General features: G+C 69.9%; 13 protein-coding genes. 2 read left to right on the top strand and 11 right to left on the bottom strand.

Features of this window, described 5'->3' with window-relative positions:
* Positions 1 to 56: 56 nt before the first annotated feature.
* A complete protein-coding gene (locus tag ACOWU6_RS07810; RefSeq protein ID WP_421075314.1) occupies positions 57 to 1,016 on the bottom strand; it encodes a D-2-hydroxyacid dehydrogenase family protein in 960 nt (319 codons plus the stop codon).
* 84 nt (positions 1,017 to 1,100) lie between these two features.
* Here ACOWU6_RS07810 and ACOWU6_RS07805 point away from each other — a divergent pair, with 84 nt between their 5' ends.
* Complete coding sequence (locus tag ACOWU6_RS07805) at positions 1,101 to 1,670, top strand: dihydrofolate reductase family protein (protein WP_421075313.1); 570 nt, start codon at positions 1,101 to 1,103, stop codon at positions 1,668 to 1,670.
* Positions 1,671 to 1,728: 58 nt separating this feature from the next.
* Here the strand turns inward: ACOWU6_RS07805 and ACOWU6_RS07800 are convergent, their stop codons facing one another.
* From ACOWU6_RS07800 to ACOWU6_RS07780, 5 genes are all read right to left on the bottom strand, one after another.
* The gene (locus ACOWU6_RS07800) at positions 1,729 to 2,151 is read right to left on the bottom strand and encodes a cytochrome c oxidase subunit 4 (RefSeq protein WP_271173245.1); all 423 of its coding nucleotides are present in this window, start codon (positions 2,149 to 2,151) and stop codon (positions 1,729 to 1,731) included.
* Positions 2,151 to 3,893 carry a cytochrome c oxidase subunit I gene (gene ctaD, locus ACOWU6_RS07795; RefSeq protein ID WP_271173246.1) on the bottom strand — a complete coding sequence of 581 codons (1,743 nt, stop codon included), beginning with the start codon at positions 3,891 to 3,893 and terminating at the stop codon, positions 2,151 to 2,153. Before ctaD ends, ACOWU6_RS07800 begins: the two co-directional genes overlap by 1 nt.
* A 2-nt stretch (positions 3,894 to 3,895) precedes the next feature.
* Positions 3,896 to 4,795, bottom strand: a complete 900-nt coding sequence (gene coxB, locus ACOWU6_RS07790; protein WP_271173247.1) for a cytochrome c oxidase subunit II — start codon at positions 4,793 to 4,795, stop codon at positions 3,896 to 3,898.
* A gap of 158 nt (positions 4,796 to 4,953) precedes the next feature.
* Complete coding sequence (erpA, locus tag ACOWU6_RS07785; RefSeq protein WP_271173248.1) at positions 4,954 to 5,319, bottom strand: iron-sulfur cluster insertion protein ErpA; 366 nt, start codon at positions 5,317 to 5,319, stop codon at positions 4,954 to 4,956.
* An 85-nt stretch (positions 5,320 to 5,404) separates the two neighbouring features.
* Positions 5,405 to 6,799: a dipeptidase gene (locus ACOWU6_RS07780; RefSeq protein WP_421075312.1), complete on the bottom strand. Its 1,395-nt coding sequence runs from the start codon at positions 6,797 to 6,799 to the stop codon at positions 5,405 to 5,407.
* Positions 6,800 to 6,847: 48 nt separating this feature from the next.
* Between ACOWU6_RS07780 and ACOWU6_RS07775 the strand changes: the two genes are divergently transcribed.
* The gene (locus ACOWU6_RS07775; RefSeq protein WP_271173250.1) at positions 6,848 to 7,417 is read left to right on the top strand and encodes a DUF3043 domain-containing protein; all 570 of its coding nucleotides are present in this window, start codon (positions 6,848 to 6,850) and stop codon (positions 7,415 to 7,417) included.
* A gap of 71 nt (positions 7,418 to 7,488) precedes the next feature.
* Here ACOWU6_RS07775 and ACOWU6_RS07770 read toward each other — a convergent pair whose 3' ends face one another.
* From ACOWU6_RS07770 to dnaE, 5 genes are all read right to left on the bottom strand, one after another.
* On the bottom strand, positions 7,489 to 8,523 hold the full coding sequence (locus ACOWU6_RS07770; RefSeq protein WP_421075311.1) for a quinone-dependent dihydroorotate dehydrogenase: 1,035 nt from the start codon (positions 8,521 to 8,523) through the stop codon (positions 7,489 to 7,491).
* A 26-nt stretch (positions 8,524 to 8,549) separates the two neighbouring features.
* A complete protein-coding gene (gene nrdR, locus ACOWU6_RS07765; RefSeq protein ID WP_271173252.1) occupies positions 8,550 to 9,032 on the bottom strand; it encodes a transcriptional regulator NrdR in 483 nt (160 codons plus the stop codon).
* An 11-nt stretch (positions 9,033 to 9,043) separates the two neighbouring features.
* Positions 9,044 to 10,357 (bottom strand): histidinol dehydrogenase, encoded by a 1,314-nt coding sequence (gene hisD, locus ACOWU6_RS07760; protein ID WP_421075310.1) that lies wholly within the window; start codon positions 10,355 to 10,357, stop codon positions 9,044 to 9,046.
* Between the two features lie 81 nt (positions 10,358 to 10,438).
* The gene (locus ACOWU6_RS07755) at positions 10,439 to 11,890 is read right to left on the bottom strand and encodes a hypothetical protein (RefSeq protein ID WP_421075309.1); all 1,452 of its coding nucleotides are present in this window, start codon (positions 11,888 to 11,890) and stop codon (positions 10,439 to 10,441) included.
* Between the two features lie 91 nt (positions 11,891 to 11,981).
* Complete coding sequence (gene dnaE, locus ACOWU6_RS07750) at positions 11,982 to 15,494, bottom strand: DNA polymerase III subunit alpha (protein WP_271173255.1); 3,513 nt, start codon at positions 15,492 to 15,494, stop codon at positions 11,982 to 11,984.
* Between the last annotated feature and the right edge of the window lie 30 nt (positions 15,495 to 15,524).

The following is a 15,524-nucleotide window of genomic DNA, read 5'->3' as shown; positions in this document are numbered from 1 at the left end:
CAGCAGAAGGGCCCCGGATCCTCGGATCCGGGGCCCTTCTGCTGTCACCGGATCCGTCAGCCGAGCACGCGGATGGGCGCGCCGTCCAGGAACGCCTGCACGTTCTCGACGATCGCGGGATAGAAGACCTCGTACGACGCGCTCGTCACGTAGCCGAGGTGGGGCGTGAGGACAGTCCGCGGCGCGGACGCGAGCGGATGGTCGTGCGGAAGCGGCTCGGTATCGAACACGTCGAGCGCGGCGCCGCCGAGCCATCCCTCCGTCAGCCCGCGGACGAGAGCGTCCGTGTCGACCAGGCCCGCGCGCGCCGTGTTCACGAGCAGTCCATCCGGGCCGAGCGCGCGCAGCTCCCTCTCCCCCACGACGAGACGCGTGCTGTCGGACAGCCGCAGGTGGAGCGAGAGGATGTCCGCTCGTTCGGCGAGCTCGAGCAGCGTCGACACGCGCTCGGCGCCGGCGGCAGCGGCGCGCTCCTCCGTGAGATGCGGGCTCCACGCGGCCACCGACATCCCGAACGCGTGCGCGTACCGCGCGATGCGCGAGCCGATGCGTCCGAGCCCGACGATGCCGAGCGTCATCCCCTCCGCCTCGCGCCCGACGGTCTGCTGCCAGGCCCCGCTGCGCGCGTTCCCGTCCTCGACGGGGAGGTTCCGGAGGGCGGCCAGCAGGAGCGCCCAGGTGAGCTCAGGAGCACCGGCCGCGGAGCCGGGCGTCCCGGCGACGACGATGCCTCGCTCGCCAGCAGCCGCGAGGTCGATGGACGCGTTGGCCGTCCCTGTCGTGACGAGAAGGCGCAGAGCGGGCAGGCGCTCGAGAGCGGCCCGGTCGAAGACCGTGCGCTCGCGCATCGCCGCGATCGCGTCGAAGCCCTGCAGGGCGCGAGCCGCGTCATCCCCGAGGTGCTCGTGGAAGAAGACCACGTCGACGCCTCGCGCGCGGAGCGCATCCCAGTCGGCGTAGGACGCCGCCACGCGCTGGTAGTCGTCGAGCACGGCCAGTCGGCGAAGAGATCCCATGCTCCGAACCTAGCGGCGCCAGTAGAGTGAGCGGCGTCGGGCGCCCCGGCCCGGCGCGTGCCATGCAGCAGAGAGAGCGCCGAGATGAGAACGCTTCGCTACTCGATCAACGTCACCCTCGACGGGTGCTGCCATCACGAGGCAGGACTCCCGCCCGACGACGAGTCCATGCGGTACTGGACGGAGGAGATGGAGCGGGCCGATGCCCTCGTCTTCGGCCGCGTGACGTACGAGATGATGGAGTCCGCCTGGCGACGACCGGCCTCCGGTGAATGGCCGGGATGGATGGGCGGCGCCGAGGTCGCGTTCGCCGAGGCCATCGAGGGCGCTCGGAAGTACATCGCGTCCACCACCCTCGACAAGGTGGACTGGAACGCCGAGATCCTCGAAGGCGACGTCGGCACCGCGGTCCAACGCCTGAAAGAGGAGCCGGGCGAGGACCTGTGGGTCGGCGGTGTGCGGCTTCCCCTCGCCCTTGCCGATCGGGGGCTCATCGACGAGTACGAGTTCGTCGTCCACCCGGTGCTCGCCGGGCGCGGACCGACCCTGCTCTCCGGTCTGCGCGCGCGCATCGAGCTCGAGCCCGTGGCCCGACGGGAGTTCGGTTCAGGAGCCGTCGCCGTCCGGTATCGGCCTCGGGCGATACGAGCATGAACGGAAGAGGCCCCGACCCGGACGAACCGGATCGGGGCCTCTGCGGCGCGTGCGCTGCTCAGCGCGCGAAGTTGCCGCGGTAGTACTCGTAGACCCACCCGAAGAGGGCGACGATCAGCAGGCCGGCCGCGACGGGGATCAGGAAGTGCGCGGTCGCGAGCGAGACGGCGCCCACCGCCACGGCGCTGCCGAGCACGAGCGGCCACCACGACCACGGGCTGAACTCGCCCTGCTCGGTCTCGCCATCGTCGATGTCGGCGTCGAGACGATCCTCGGGGAGCTCCACACCGTGCTGGCCCTTGTGGACCAGCTGCACGTAGAAGGCGATCAGAGCGGCCATGAAGGCCGTGAAGAGGAGCGCCACAGCGCCGACCCACTCGATGTGGCCGCCGTAGTAGGCGAGCCCCCACCCGACGTAGATGACCGCGCAGAGCAGGAAGAACCCGCTGAGCAGCCACCAGATGACGACGTTGGAGCGCATTACTTCACCTTCCCATCGGCGAGGTCCACCGCGGGCGCGTCAGGCGCGTCCTTGGCCGGTCCGACACCCACGGGCACGCCGGCCTCGGGGTGGTTGAGGTCGAACGCCGGGCGCTCGCTGCGGATGCGCGGGATCGACGTGAAGTTATGGCGCGGCGGCGGGCACGAGGTGGCCCACTCGAGCGAGGCGCCGTAGCCCCACGGGTCGTTGACCGTGATGCGCGGCGCGGTGCGCGCCGTGATCCACACGTTGAGGAGGAACGGCAGCATCGAGGCGCCGAGGATGACCGCGCCCACCGTGGAGAGCTGGTTGCCCCAGGTCCATCCGTCGGCCTCCGAGTAGTCCGCGTAGCGGCGGACCATGCCGTCGACGCCCAGCCAGTGCTGGATGAGGAACGTCATGTGGAAGCCGATGAACAGCATCCAGAAGTGCACATAGCCGAGGCGCTCGTTGAGCATCCGCCCCGTCCACTTCGGCCACCAGAAGTAGAAGCCGGCGAACATCGCGAACACGACCGTGCCGAACACGACGTAGTGGAAGTGCGCCACGACGAAGTACGAGTCGCTCAGGTGGAAGTCGAGCGGCGGCGACGAGAGGATGACGCCGGTCAGGCCGCCGAAGACGAACGACACGAGGAAGCCGAGGGCGAAGACCATGGGCGTCTCGAACGTCACCGAGCCGCGCCAGAGCGTGCCGATCCAGTTGAAGATCTTCACGCCGGTCGGGACGGCGATGAGCATCGTCATGAGGGCGAAGAACGGCAGCAGGACGGCGCCCGTGACGTACATGTGGTGCGCCCACACCGAGACGGACAGCGCGGCGATCGCGATCGTCGCGTAGACGAGCGTCTTGTAGCCGAAGATCGGCTTGCGGCTGAAGACCGGGAAGATCTCCGACACGATGCCGAAGAACGGCAGAGCGATGATGTACACCTCGGGGTGGCCGAAGAACCAGAACAGGTGCTGCCAGAGGAGCACGCCGCCGTTCGCCGGGTCGTAGATGTGCGAGCCGAAGATGCGGTCGGAGGCGGCGGCGAACATGGCGGCCGCGAGCACGGGGAACGCGATCAGGATGAGCAGGCTCGTGATGAGCGTGTTCCACGTGAAGATCGGCATGCGCCACATCGTCATGCCGGGTGCGCGCATGGTGATGATCGTCGTGATGAAGTTCACACCGCCGAAGATCGTGCCGAAGCCCGAGATGCCGAGGCCGAGCATCCAGAGGTTGCCGCCGATGCCGGGCGTGAACGACGCGTTGGCGAGCGGCTGGTAGGCGAACCATCCGAACGAGGCCGCACCCTGCGGCGTGAGGAAGCCCGCGACCGCGATGAGCGATCCGAACGTGAACAGCCAGAAGGCGAAGGCGTTCAGACGCGGGAACGCGACGTCAGGCGCACCGATCTGCAGGGGCAGGAGCGCGTTCGCGAAGCCCGCGAAGAGCGGTGTCGCGAACATCAGCAGCATCACGGTGCCGTGCATCGTGAAGAGCTGGTTGTACTGCTCCTTCGTCGGGATGATCTGCATGCCCGGCGCGAAGAGCTCCGCGCGGATGACGAGGGCCATGACGCCGCCGAGCGCGAAGAACAGCAGCGACACGATCAGGTACATGTACCCGATGGTCTTGTGGTCGGTGGAGGTGATCCACTTGACCACGATGTTGCCCTTCTGCTCCACGCGCGAGCCGCTCAGGAGCGCGGCCTGGCGGGGAGGCAGCGTGGTCGGGCGCTCCGTGACGGTCGCCATGATCAGTGCTCCTCTTCCGTGGTGCTGGCAGCCCCGGTGCCGGGGTTGTTGGCGAGACGGTCGTAGGCGTCGGTGATGTCGCCCGTCTGGCCCTTGGCCTCGAGCTCGTCGAGGTACGCCTCGTACTCGGCCTCGCTGACGACCTTCACGTTGAAGAGCATCATCGAGTGGTACTCGCCGCAGAGCTCGGCGCACTTGCCCTGGTACTCGCCCTCGCGGGTCGGGATGAACGACCACGAGTTCTCGTGTCCCTGGTACATGTCCTTCTTGTAGAGGAAGTCGATGATCCAGAACGAGTGGATGACGTCGCGCGACTGCAGGTCGATCGTGACGCGCTTGTCGACCGGGAGCACGAGCGTGGGCAGCTCGTCCTGGTCGATGTCGCCGTTGGCCTCGGGCTGCGCCTGGACGCCCATCGTCCAGACGGTGTCCGAGCCGTCCTCGGCCTCGCCGTTGTACTGGAAGTCCCAGGCCCACTGCTTGGCGATCGCCGTGATCGTCACGTCGGGGTCCTCGTGCGGCGTCTCGATGATCGCCTGGTCGCGCGCCGTGAAGGCGAAGAGGCCGAGCACGAGGATGAGCGGCACCGAGGTGAAGAAGATCTCGATGGGCATGTTGTAGCGGAGCTGCACGGGCAGCCCCGTCTGGCCCTTGCGGCGGCGGTACACGACCATCGCCCAGAGCATGAGGCCCCAGGTGATGATGCCGACGACGAGCGCCGCGACCCACGAGCCCACCCAGAGCGACGCGATGATGGGCGCCTGGTCGGTGGTGGGCGTCCCGGACTCATCGAACCCGGGGAGGTATCCGTGCAGTTCCGTGGGCGTGCACCCTGCGAGAGCGACGGCTGCCGCAGCGATCGCGGGGATCGCAGCCCAGCGGAGATGGCGTTTCGACGGCACGAATTCACCTTTCGAACGTGGATAGGGCGTCTTCAAGTCTAGGGCAACCGCACATGCGATTCTGGCCAACCTTCCAGCGCGTGCCCCGGTTCGCAGGGCCCGTCTGGGCACACGAAAGCCCCGCTCCGGCGTGGCGCGGGGCTTTTCGCGGGGCGGGGTCAGTGGAAGCTGTCGCCGCAGGCGCAGGAACCCGATGCGTTCGGGTTGTCGATCGTGAAGCCCTGCTCCGAGATCGTGTCCTTGAAGTCGATCTGAGCGCCGTCGAGGTACGGGATGCTCATGTTGTCGACGATGACCTCGACGCCGTCGAAGTCGACGGTCTCGTCGCCCTCGAGGTAGCGCTCGTCGAAGTACAGCTGGTAGATGAGGCCCGAGCAGCCGCCGGGCTGCACGGCGACGCGCAGGCGCAGGTCGTCGCGACCCTCCTGCTCGAGCAGGCTCTTGACCTTCGCGGCTGCGGCGTCGGTGAGGCTCACGCCGTGAGCGCGCGTCGCGGCATCGGCCGCAAGTGTCGTGTCTGTCATGACGCTCCTTCGGGGACGGCCGCGCAGGCGGCGGGGTCGATCCATGGTACCGCCGCCCGCCGGGTGCGGGCTCAGCGCGACGCGATCAGACGGTGCGCGCGTTCGCGCGTGCGAGGAGGAGGGTCTCGGCGAGCACGGCGTGGCGGAACGTGTCGAGATGGAGCGACTCGTTCGGGCTGTGCGCGCGCGAATGCGGGTCTTCCACGCCGGTCACGAGGATCTGCGCGCCGGGGTACCGCTCGACGAGGTCGGCGATGAACGGGATGGACCCGCCCACCCCCAGGTCGACCGGATCCTTGCCGTAGCCGTCGCGCATCGCCCCGCGCGCGGTCTCCACGGCCCATCCGCTCGTGTCCACGAGGAAGCCGTTCCCGAGGTCGATCTCGCTGAAGGTCAGCTCGGCGCCGAAGGGCGCGTGGGCGCGGAGATGCCTCTCGATCGCGTCGTACGCGTCCTGCGCGCTCTGCCCCGGTGCCACACGGGCGCTCACGACGACCGTGACCTCGGGCGACAGGGTGTTCGACGCTGCCGCGACGCTCGTGAAGTCGATGCCGGTCACGGTGATCGACGGCTTGTTCCAGATCCGCGAGAGGATACTGCCGTTCCCGACGGGCTGGACGCCCGGCAGGAGACCGGTCTCGCTGCGCAGGGTGTCCTCGTCGTAGGCGGGCGTCTCCGCCTCGCGTACGGCGAGCCCGTCGACGGCGACCGAGCCGTCGTCGTTCCACAGCGTGGAGAGGAGGCGGATGGTCGCCATCATCGCGTCGGGCACGGCCCCTCCGAACATCCCGGAGTGCGACGCGTGGTCGAGGGTGCGGACGGTGAGGTGAAACTTCGCATTCCCGCGGAGGGATACCGTCACGGCCGGGGTCTCCGCGTCCCAGTTGCCCGAGTCGGCGACGACGATGACGTCCGAGCGCATCTCCTCGGCGTGATCGGCGAGGAACGACGTGAACGACCGCGAGCCGTACTCCTCCTCGCCCTCGACGAAGAGGACGATGCCGAGGTCGAGATCATCGCCGTACGTCTCGCGCAGGGCGCGCAGGGCGGCGATGTGCGCCATGACGCCGGCCTTGTCGTCCGCCGCACCGCGCCCGTAGAGGCGCCCGTCGCGCACCGTCGGCTCGAACGGCGGCGTCTCCCAGAGCGCCTCATCGCCCGGGGGCTGCACGTCGTGGTGGGCGTAGAGCATGACCGTCGGGCGGCCGTTGCGCGCCGCGCGCGTCGCGAGCACGGCCGGCTGCCCCTGCTCCCCCGTCTCCGGGATCGCCGCGGTGCGGACGCGGACCTCGTCGAACACGCCGGTGTCCTCCGCGAGCTGCGCGATCGCCTGCGCGCTGCGCTGCAGCTGCTCCTGGTCGAACGCCGGCCATGCGATCCCGGGAATGCGCACGAGGCGCCCGAGATCGGCGAGCGCCGAGGGGATGCCGCCCTCCGCGGCGTCGATGAGCTGGGGTTCCGCAGGGAGCTGGGAGGTCATGCCGGTAATCTTAGGTACATCCCGCGACGAGACTTCCGAGGTTCCCTCATGGCCAAGACACCACCCGCCGAGAACGACGCGTCCGAGGCGACTCCCCCCGTCGGGAAGGGGCGCCCCACCCCGACCCGCGCTGAGCGCGAGGCGGCTCGCCGTCGACCCCTCGTGCCCGACACCAAGGAGGCCCGCCAGGCCGCGAAGGCCGAGCTGCGCGCGCGCCAGGAGCGTGCCCGCATCGGCATGGCGAACGGCGAGGAGAAGTACCTCCCCCTGCGCGACAAGGGCCCGCAGAAGCGGTTCGCCCGTGACTGGACCGACGCAGGCTGGCACCTCGGCGAGTTCCTCATGCCGATGATGGTGCTCGTCATCGTCGCCACGTTCATCCCGTCGCCGGCGACCCAGTACTGGTCGTTCATCGTGCTCTGGGTCTTCATCCTCTTCGCCGTGGGCGACATGATCATCCTGTCGCGGCGCGTGAAGACGAAGGCGGCAGAGAAGTTCGGCGGCAAGGACAAGCTCGAGAAGGGCCTCGGCTGGTACGCCGCGATGCGCTCGGTGCAGATGCGCTTCATGCGCCTCCCCAAGGCGCAGGTCAAACGGGGCCAGTACCCCGCGGTCTGAGACGCATCGCAGAAGCCCCGGAGCCGTCGGCTCCGGGGCTTCTGCGATTCCGGGCGCGGAGCGCCGGGAGCTCAGCGACCGGGGGCGCGAAGAGCCGCGAGGTCGCGGTTGATCCTGCGGGCCCAGAGCGGGCCCTCGTAGATGAACGCACTGTACCCCTGCACGAGCGTCGCGCCCAGGTCGAGGCGCTCCTGCACCTCTTCGGCCGTCTCGACGCCGCCGACCGAGATGACACAGAAGCCGGGATCGGTCGCGACCGACCGGACGATCCGCAGCACCTCGAGCGAGCGCGCCTTGAGCGGAGCGCCGGAGAGGCCGCCCTCGCCCGCCGCGATGATCGTCGCGGGGTCGGCGGTGAGGCCCTCGCGCGAGATCGTCGTGTTCGTGGCGATGAGGCCCGCGAGCCCGAGCTCGAGGGCAAGACGCGTCACGCCCTCGACCTCGTCGTCGGGCAGGTCGGGCGCGATCTTGACGAGCAGGGGCGTCTCCCCCGCCGCGTCCTTGACCGCGGTGAGCAGGGGGCGCAGCGTCTCGACGGCCTGCAGCCCGCGCAGGCCCGGCGTGTTCGGCGATGACACGTTCACCGCCAGGTAGTCGGCGAGCGGGCTGAGCATGCGGGCGCTCGCGACGTAGTCGGCCGTGGCGTCCTCGACGGCGACCACCCGGCTCTTGCCGATGTTCACCCCCACGACGGCGCCTCCGCGGCGCAGTCGGGCGAGTCGCCGCGCGGCCGCCTCCGCGCCCGCGTTGTTGAAGCCCATCCGGTTGATGAGCGCCCGGTCGGCCACGAGCCGGAACAGGCGCGGGCGGGGGTTGCCCGGCTGCGGGATCGCGGTGAGGGTGCCGACCTCGACATGCCCGAACCCGAGGGCGTCGAGACCACGCACGGCCACGGCGTTCTTGTCGAATCCCGCGGCGACGCCGAACGGCGTCGGGAACTCGTGCCCGAGCACCTTCACGCGCAGCTCCGGGGCCGGGCGCGTGAGAGCCCGCGCCACCCAGGAGAGCGGGCGGATGCCCATGGCCCGGATCACGGGCATGGCGAGGTGGTGCGCGACCTCGGGGTCGAAGCGCGAGAGGACGTGCGTGAAGAGGAGGGGATACATCCCCGCCAGGGTATCGGGTGCCGCCGTCAGTTCGCCGACGGAGCCTCTGCGCTGCGGCGCCGCGCGTGGTCCGCGCGCAGGTCGGCGATCGACGCCTCGAAGTCCTCGAGCGAGTCGAACGCCTGGTAAACACTCGCGAACCGCAGATACGCGACCTCGTCGAGCTCGCGGAGCGGGCCGAGGATGGCCAGGCCGATGTCGTTCGCGTCGATCTGGCTCAGCCCGGTCTGCCGCAGCGACTCCTCCACGCGCTGCGCGAGGATCGCGAGGTCGGCGTCCGTGACCGGGCGCCCCTGGCAGGCCTTGCGCACACCGGCGACGACCTTCTCCCGGCTGAACGGCTCAGCGGCGCCCGACCGCTTGATGACGTTGAGACTCGCGGTCTCGATGGTCGAGAAGCGGCCCCCGCACTGCGGGCACTGCCGTCGACGCCGGATCGAGAGGCCGTCGTCGCTCGTGCGCGAGTCGATGACGCGGGAGTCGCCGTGGCGGCAGAACGGGCAGTGCATAGCGCGTCAGCCTACTCGGCGGTTCCTGCGAATCGGGCCGTGATCGCCTCGCCGTGCGCCGGGAGCGCTTCGGCGTTCGCGAGCGCGACGATCGCGTCGGCGACCTCGGCGAGGCCATCCCGGTCGTACTCGATGACCTGCTGCGGTCGCAAGAACGTGTGCGCGCCGAGTCCTGCGGCGTAGCGCGCCTGCCCGCCCGTCGGCAGCACGTGGTTCGACCCCGCGAGGTAGTCGCCGAGGCTCACCGGAGCGAAGCCGCCGACGAAGACGGCGCCCGCACTCGTGTACCGCGCCGCCGCGCGAGATGCGTCCTCGAGGTGCAGCTCGAGGTGCTCGGGCGCATAGGCGTTGCTGAACGCCTCAGCGGTCGCCTCATCGTCGACGAGGACGATCGCCGACTGCTCCCCCGCAAGGGCGGTCGCAACGCGCTCGGCGTGACGGGTGAGCGGCGCGATGCGCGCGAGCTCGGCCGCGACCGCGTCGGCGAGCGCAGCCGACGTCGTGACGAGCACGGCCGAGGCCTGCTCGTCGTGCTCGGCCTGGCTCACCAGGTCGTAGGCGATGAGGCGCGGATCGGCGGCGTCATCGGCCACGACGAGGATCTCGGTCGCGCCGGCCTCGGCGTCCGTGCCGACGAAGCCCGCGACGGCGCGCTTGGCCGCCGCGACGAAGTTGTTCCCCGGCCCCGACACGACGTCGACCGGATCGAGGCCAAGCGAGGGCACGCCAGCTGCGAGCGCGCCGATCGCGCCGGCCCCGCCCATGGCGTAGACCTCGTCGACGCCGAGCAGGCCCGCCACCGCGAGGATCGTCGGGTGCACGCGGCCGCCCTGGTCGGCCTGCGGAGGCGACGCGAGCGCGATGCTCTCGACGCCCGCAACCTGGGCGGGCACGACGTTCATCACGACGCTCGACGGGTAGACGGCCTTCCCGCCCGGGATGTAGACGCCCGCACGGGCGACGGGCTGCCAGCGCTGGATGATGCGGGCTCCCTGCCCGATGCGCGTCTCACGCGCCTCGGGCACCTGTGCGGCGGATGCCGCGCGCACGCGGTCGATGGCCTGCTCGAGCGCCGACCGCACCTCGGGCTCGAGCCCCGCCACCGCCTCGGCGATGTGCTCGGCCGGCACGCGGATCTCGTGCCCCGAGACGCGGTCGAACCTCTCGGCCTGCTCCCGCAGGGACGCCTCGCCACGGGCGCGGACGTCGGCGACGATCTCGACGGCGACCGACGCCGCCGTCTGCAGCGCCTCGGCGGCACGGGGGACGACGGCCAGCAGCTCGGCGGGAGTGAGCGAGCGGCCGCGGAGGTCGATGGTGCGCATGCATCGATTATCCCGCGGCGGCGAGGTGCTCATGACAGACGGCCTCCCCTCGCAGCGAGGAGAGGCCGTCGGTGAGGGCGATCAGCCGCGCGTCACGCCGGACACGTCGTGCAGGTAGCCGATGCGGCCGTCGTCGTCGCGCACGACGAAGACGTCGCCGCGGTCCTCCAGGACGAGGGCCCACGCGGTGGGACCGATGCGGAACAGCGGATCGCCGCTCTCATCCACGACGTCGCGCTCGACCGGGACGAGAGCCCAGAAGGGCTGGGCGGAGGTCGGACGCTCGTCGGCCTGCGTCGTCTGAGCATCGGCCGCCGGGGCGCCCTCGGATCCTTCGACGAGGCGCGACAGCTCGTCGGCACCGTCATGGGGCGCGGGCGCCGGCTGCTCGGCATCGGGCTCGGTGACCTGGACGTCGGAGAAGACCTCGGTCTCCTCCACACCGTGCTCGGCGCCGCGCGGCTCGTCGTCGCTGAGGATCGTGTCGTAGAGACCCTCATCGGCAGGCTGCGCGGCCGACGCCTGCTCGGGCGCCGACTGCTCCTCGGGCGCCGGCTGCTCCTCGGCCGCCGCGGCGGACTCGGGCGCCGACGGGTCCTCCGGAGCGGCTGCCGCCGGAGTCACGTAGGGATTCGCGCCCGGAGCGACCCAGGCGTCCTGCGCGGCACCGTGCTGCTGGCCGTATGCGGCCTGACCCGGCTGACCGGCCTGCTGGCCGTAGGGCTGCTGGCCGTAGCCCGCCTGTCCGTACGGCTGCTGACCGTAGGGCTGGCCGTAGCCCGGCTGACCGTAAGGCTGCTGGCCGTAGGGCTGCTGACCGTACGCCTGCTGACCATAGGGCTGCTGCCCGTACGGCGACTGCGCGTACTGCTGACCGTAGGGGTGCTGACCCTGCTGCGCTCCCGGCGCCTGCGACCATCCGCCCTGCCCGGCCGGCGCGTGCGGCCACCCGCCCTGCGCTGCCGGCTGCGGACGCGGCGCGCGTGCGACAGGACGCGCCTTCCGCGCCGCGGGGTGCGCGGTGCTCTCCTCACGGCCGTCGAAGTCCTCGCGGAAGGGCGGGACGAACGGCGCGACCACCGTGAAGAACACCCCGGCGAGCATGAGGAGCGCCTCGAGCCAGGGCACCCACGTGAGGAACCACTCGCCGCCCTGCGCACCCCACGCGAGGCGGCTCACCCACAGCACCGCGCCCACCGAGAACGCGACCGAGGCGAACTGGTCGACGCCGAGCGACCCGACGCGGGTGATGGCCGTGGGTGCGAGACGGCGGAGCAGGATGAGGAACGCGCCGGCCGCGGGGAGGAGGGCGCCGAGGATCCAGTCGAGGCCCGATGCCCAGATCGGCACGAACGAGAACCGCACGATGGAGAAGAACGAGAACAGCAGCGCGAGGCCGCCGACGATGACGAGGATGAGCTCACGCGCCGTGAACGGCCCGACGCCCTTCTGCGGGCGCCCGCTGTTCGTCTCCCGCGGCGCGTGCGCCGCCGGTTCGGGCTGGGGCGTGTAGCCGGGGTACTGGTCGCTCACCCTGTGTCCTTCCGTCGAGGTGCGGGTCGATCCTACTTGCCGTGGTTCAGCGCGGCCGCGGGCACGACTCCCCTGCCCGCCGGGCGGTCGCTCACGCGATGCACTGCGGCCCGAGGAGCGCCTTGAGGTCGCCGAAGAGCTCGGCCGTGATCGAGACGGGCATCGGGATCTCGAACACCTTCGCCGTGCGCCCGCGGTGCATCTTCAGGCGCACCTCGGTCTCGCCGCGGTGGCGCCGCAGGACCTCCGCGAGGTCCTGCGCGACGCGCTCGGTTGCACGCTGCTCGGGAAGGAGCAGCGTGAGCGGCCCCGACACCTCGAGCGCGCCCACGTCGGGCACGAAGGCCATCTGCGCGTGGATGTTCAGCCCGTCGTCGCGTCGCGACACGCGGCCCCGCACGGCCAGCACCGAGTCCTGCTGCAGGATCGGCTGGAACTCGGTGTACGTCTTGCCCATGAACATGACCGTGACCTCGCCGTCGAAGTCCTCGACGGTGATCATGCCGTAGGGGTTTCCGCTCGACTTCGCGACGCGGTGCTGCGCACTCGTGACGAGCCCCGCGACGGTCACCTGGTCGCCATCCTGCAGGTCCTCGGAGGCGAGCAGGTCGCTGATCGTGATCGACCGGTGCTTCGCGAGCGGCACCTCGAGGCCCGCGAGCGGATGGTCGGACACGTAGAGCCCGAGCATCTCGCGCTCGAAGGCGAGCTTGTCCTTCTTCGTCCACTCGGGGCGGTCCGGCACCTTCTGCACGGCCTCTGGCTCATCCCACAGGCTGTCGAAGTCGAATCCGATCGCGCCGCCCGCCGCATTGCGCTTGTCGGTGACCGCGGACTCGACCGCCTGCTCGTGGATCTCGAGCAGCGCGCGCCGCGTCGAGCCCATCGTGTCGAAGGCGCCCGCCTTGATGAGCGACTCGACCGTGCGCTTGTTCGCGACGTGCATCGGCACCCGGCGGAGGAAGTCGTGGAAGTCGGTGTAGGGGCCCTCCTCGCGCGCGGCGATGATGCCGTCCACGACGTTCGACCCGACGTTGCGGATCGCGCCGAGGCCGAAGCGGATGTCGTCGCCGACGGCCGCGAAGAAGCCGATCGACTCGGAGACATCCGGCGGCAGCACGTGGATTCCCATCCGACGGCACTCGTTGAGGTACATCGCGAGCTTGTCGCGCGAGTCGCCGACGCTCGTGAGGACCGCCGCCATGTACTCGGCGGGATAGTGCGCCTTGAGATACGCGGTCCAGTACGAGACGACGCCGTACGCGGCCGAGTGCGCCTTGTTGAACGCGTAGTCCGAGAAGGGCAGCAGGATGTCCCAGAGGGCCTTGATCGCGCCCTCGCCGAACCCGCGCTCCTTCATGCCGTTCGAGAAGCCCTCGTACTGCTTGTCGAGCTCGGACTTCTTCTTCTTGCCCATCGCGCGCCGGAGGATGTCGGCCTGGCCGAGGCTGAAGCCCGCGACCTTCTGGGCGATGGCCATCACCTGCTCCTGGTAGATGATGAGGCCGTAGGTCGTGTCGAGGATCTCGCGCAGCGGCTCCTCGAGCTCGGGGTGGATCGGCGTGATCTCCTGCTGCCCGTTCTTGCGGAGCGCGTAGTTCGTGTGCGAGTTCGCGCCCATGGGGCCCGGTCGGTACAGGGCGATGACGGCCGAGATGTCCTCGAAGTTGTCGGGTTTCATGAGCCGCAGAAGGGAGCGCATGGGGCCGCCGTCGAGCTGGAAGACGCCGAGCGTGTCGCCCCGGGAGAGCAGATCGTAGGCACCGCGGTCGTCGAGCGGCAGGTGCTCGAGGTCGACCTCCTCGCCGCGGTTGGTGCGGATGTTGTCGAGCGCGTCCGAGAGGATCGTGAGGTTCCGCAGCCCCAGGAAGTCCATCTTGATGAGGCCCAGCGACTCGCACGCGGGGTAGTCGAACTGCGTGACGATCTGCCCGTCCTGCTCGCGGCGCATGATCGGGATGATGTCGATGAGCGGCTCGCTCGACATGATGACGCCGGCCGCGTGCACGCCCCACTGGCGCTTCAGGCCCTCGAGGCCGACCGCGCGGTCGAAGACCGTGCGCGCCTCGGGATCGGTCTCGATGACCGTCCGGAACTCGCTCGCCTCCTTGTAGCGCGGGTGCTCGGGGTTGAACATCCCGTCGAGCGGCATGTCCTTGCCCATCACGGCCGGAGGCATGGCCTTCGTGAGCTTCTCGCCCATGCTGAACGGGAAGCCGAGCACGCGGCCGGCGTCCTTCAGCGCCTGCTTGGACTTGATCGTGCCGTACGTGACGATCTGCGCGACGCGCTCGGAGCCGTACTTCTCGGTGACGTAGTCGATCACCTCGCCACGGCGGCGGTCGTCGAAGTCGACGTCGAAGTCGGGCATCGAGACGCGGTCGGGGTTGAGGAAGCGCTCGAAGATGAGTCCGTGCTCGAGCGGGTCGAGGTCGGTGATGCGCATCGCGTAGGCGGCCATCGAGCCGGCGCCCGAGCCGCGGCCCGGACCGACGCGGATGCCGTTGTCCTTCGCCCAGTTGATGAAGTCGGCGACGACGAGGAAGTAGCCGGGGAACCCCATCTGGGTGATGATGCCGATCTCGTACTCGGCCTGCTTGCGCGACGCCTCCGGGACGCCGTTCGGGTACCGGTAGTGGAGGCCCTTCTCGACCTCCTTCACGAACCAGCTCTCCTCGGTCTCTCCCTCGGGCACCGGGAAGCGCGGCATGTAGTTCGCCGACGTGTTGAACTCGACGTTGCAGCGCTCGGCGATGAGCAGCGTGTTGTCGCACGCCTCCGGATGGTCGCGGAAGAGCTGGCGCATCTCCTGCGCGGTCTTGACGTAGTAGCCGTCGCCGTCGAACTTGAAGCGGTTGGGGTCGTCGAGCGTCGAGCCGGACTGCACGCAGAGGAGCGCCGCGTGCGCATCGGCCTCGTGCTGGTGCGTGTAGTGCGAGTCGTTCGTCGCGACGAGCGGGATGCCGAGGTCCTTCGCGAGACGCAGGAGGTCGCTCATGATCCGGCGCTCGATGGAGAGGCCGTGATCCATGATCTCGGCGAAGTAGTTCTCCTTGCCGAAGATGTCCTGGAACTCGGCGGCGGCCGCGCGCGCGGCGTCGTACTGCCCGAGGCGCAGGCGCGTCTGGATCTCGCCCGACGGACATCCGGTCGTGGCGATGAGGCCCTTGCCGTACGTCTGCAGCAGCTCGCGGTCCATGCGGGGCTTGAAGTAGTAGCCCTCGATGCTCGACAGCGAGCTGAGACGGAACAGGTTGTGCATGCCCTGCGTCGTCTCGCTGAACAGCGTCATGTGCGTGTACGCGCCGGAGCCCGACACGTCGTCGCTCTTCTGATCGGGCGAGCCCCACTGCACGCGCGACTTGTCGCTGCGGTGCGTTCCGGGCGTGACGTAGGCCTCGAGTCCGATGATCGGCTTCACGCCCGAGGCCTTGGCGGCCTTGTAGAACTCGAACGCCGCGAACGTGTTGCCGTGGTCGGTGACCGCGATCGCCGGCATGCCGTAGTCGGCCGCCGCCTGCGTCATCGCCGAGAGCTTCGCCGCCCCGTCGAGCATCGAGTACTCGCTGTGCACGTGGAGGTGGACGAAGGAATCAGACGCCATGCCTCGAGTCTACGTTCGGCGTCCGACACG

Source organism: Microbacterium sp. SA156 (assembly GCF_049065455.1).
Taxonomy (GTDB): Bacteria; Actinomycetota; Actinomycetes; order Actinomycetales; family Microbacteriaceae; genus Microbacterium; species Microbacterium barkeri.
This window is presented reverse-complemented; position numbering and strand designations above follow the sequence as displayed.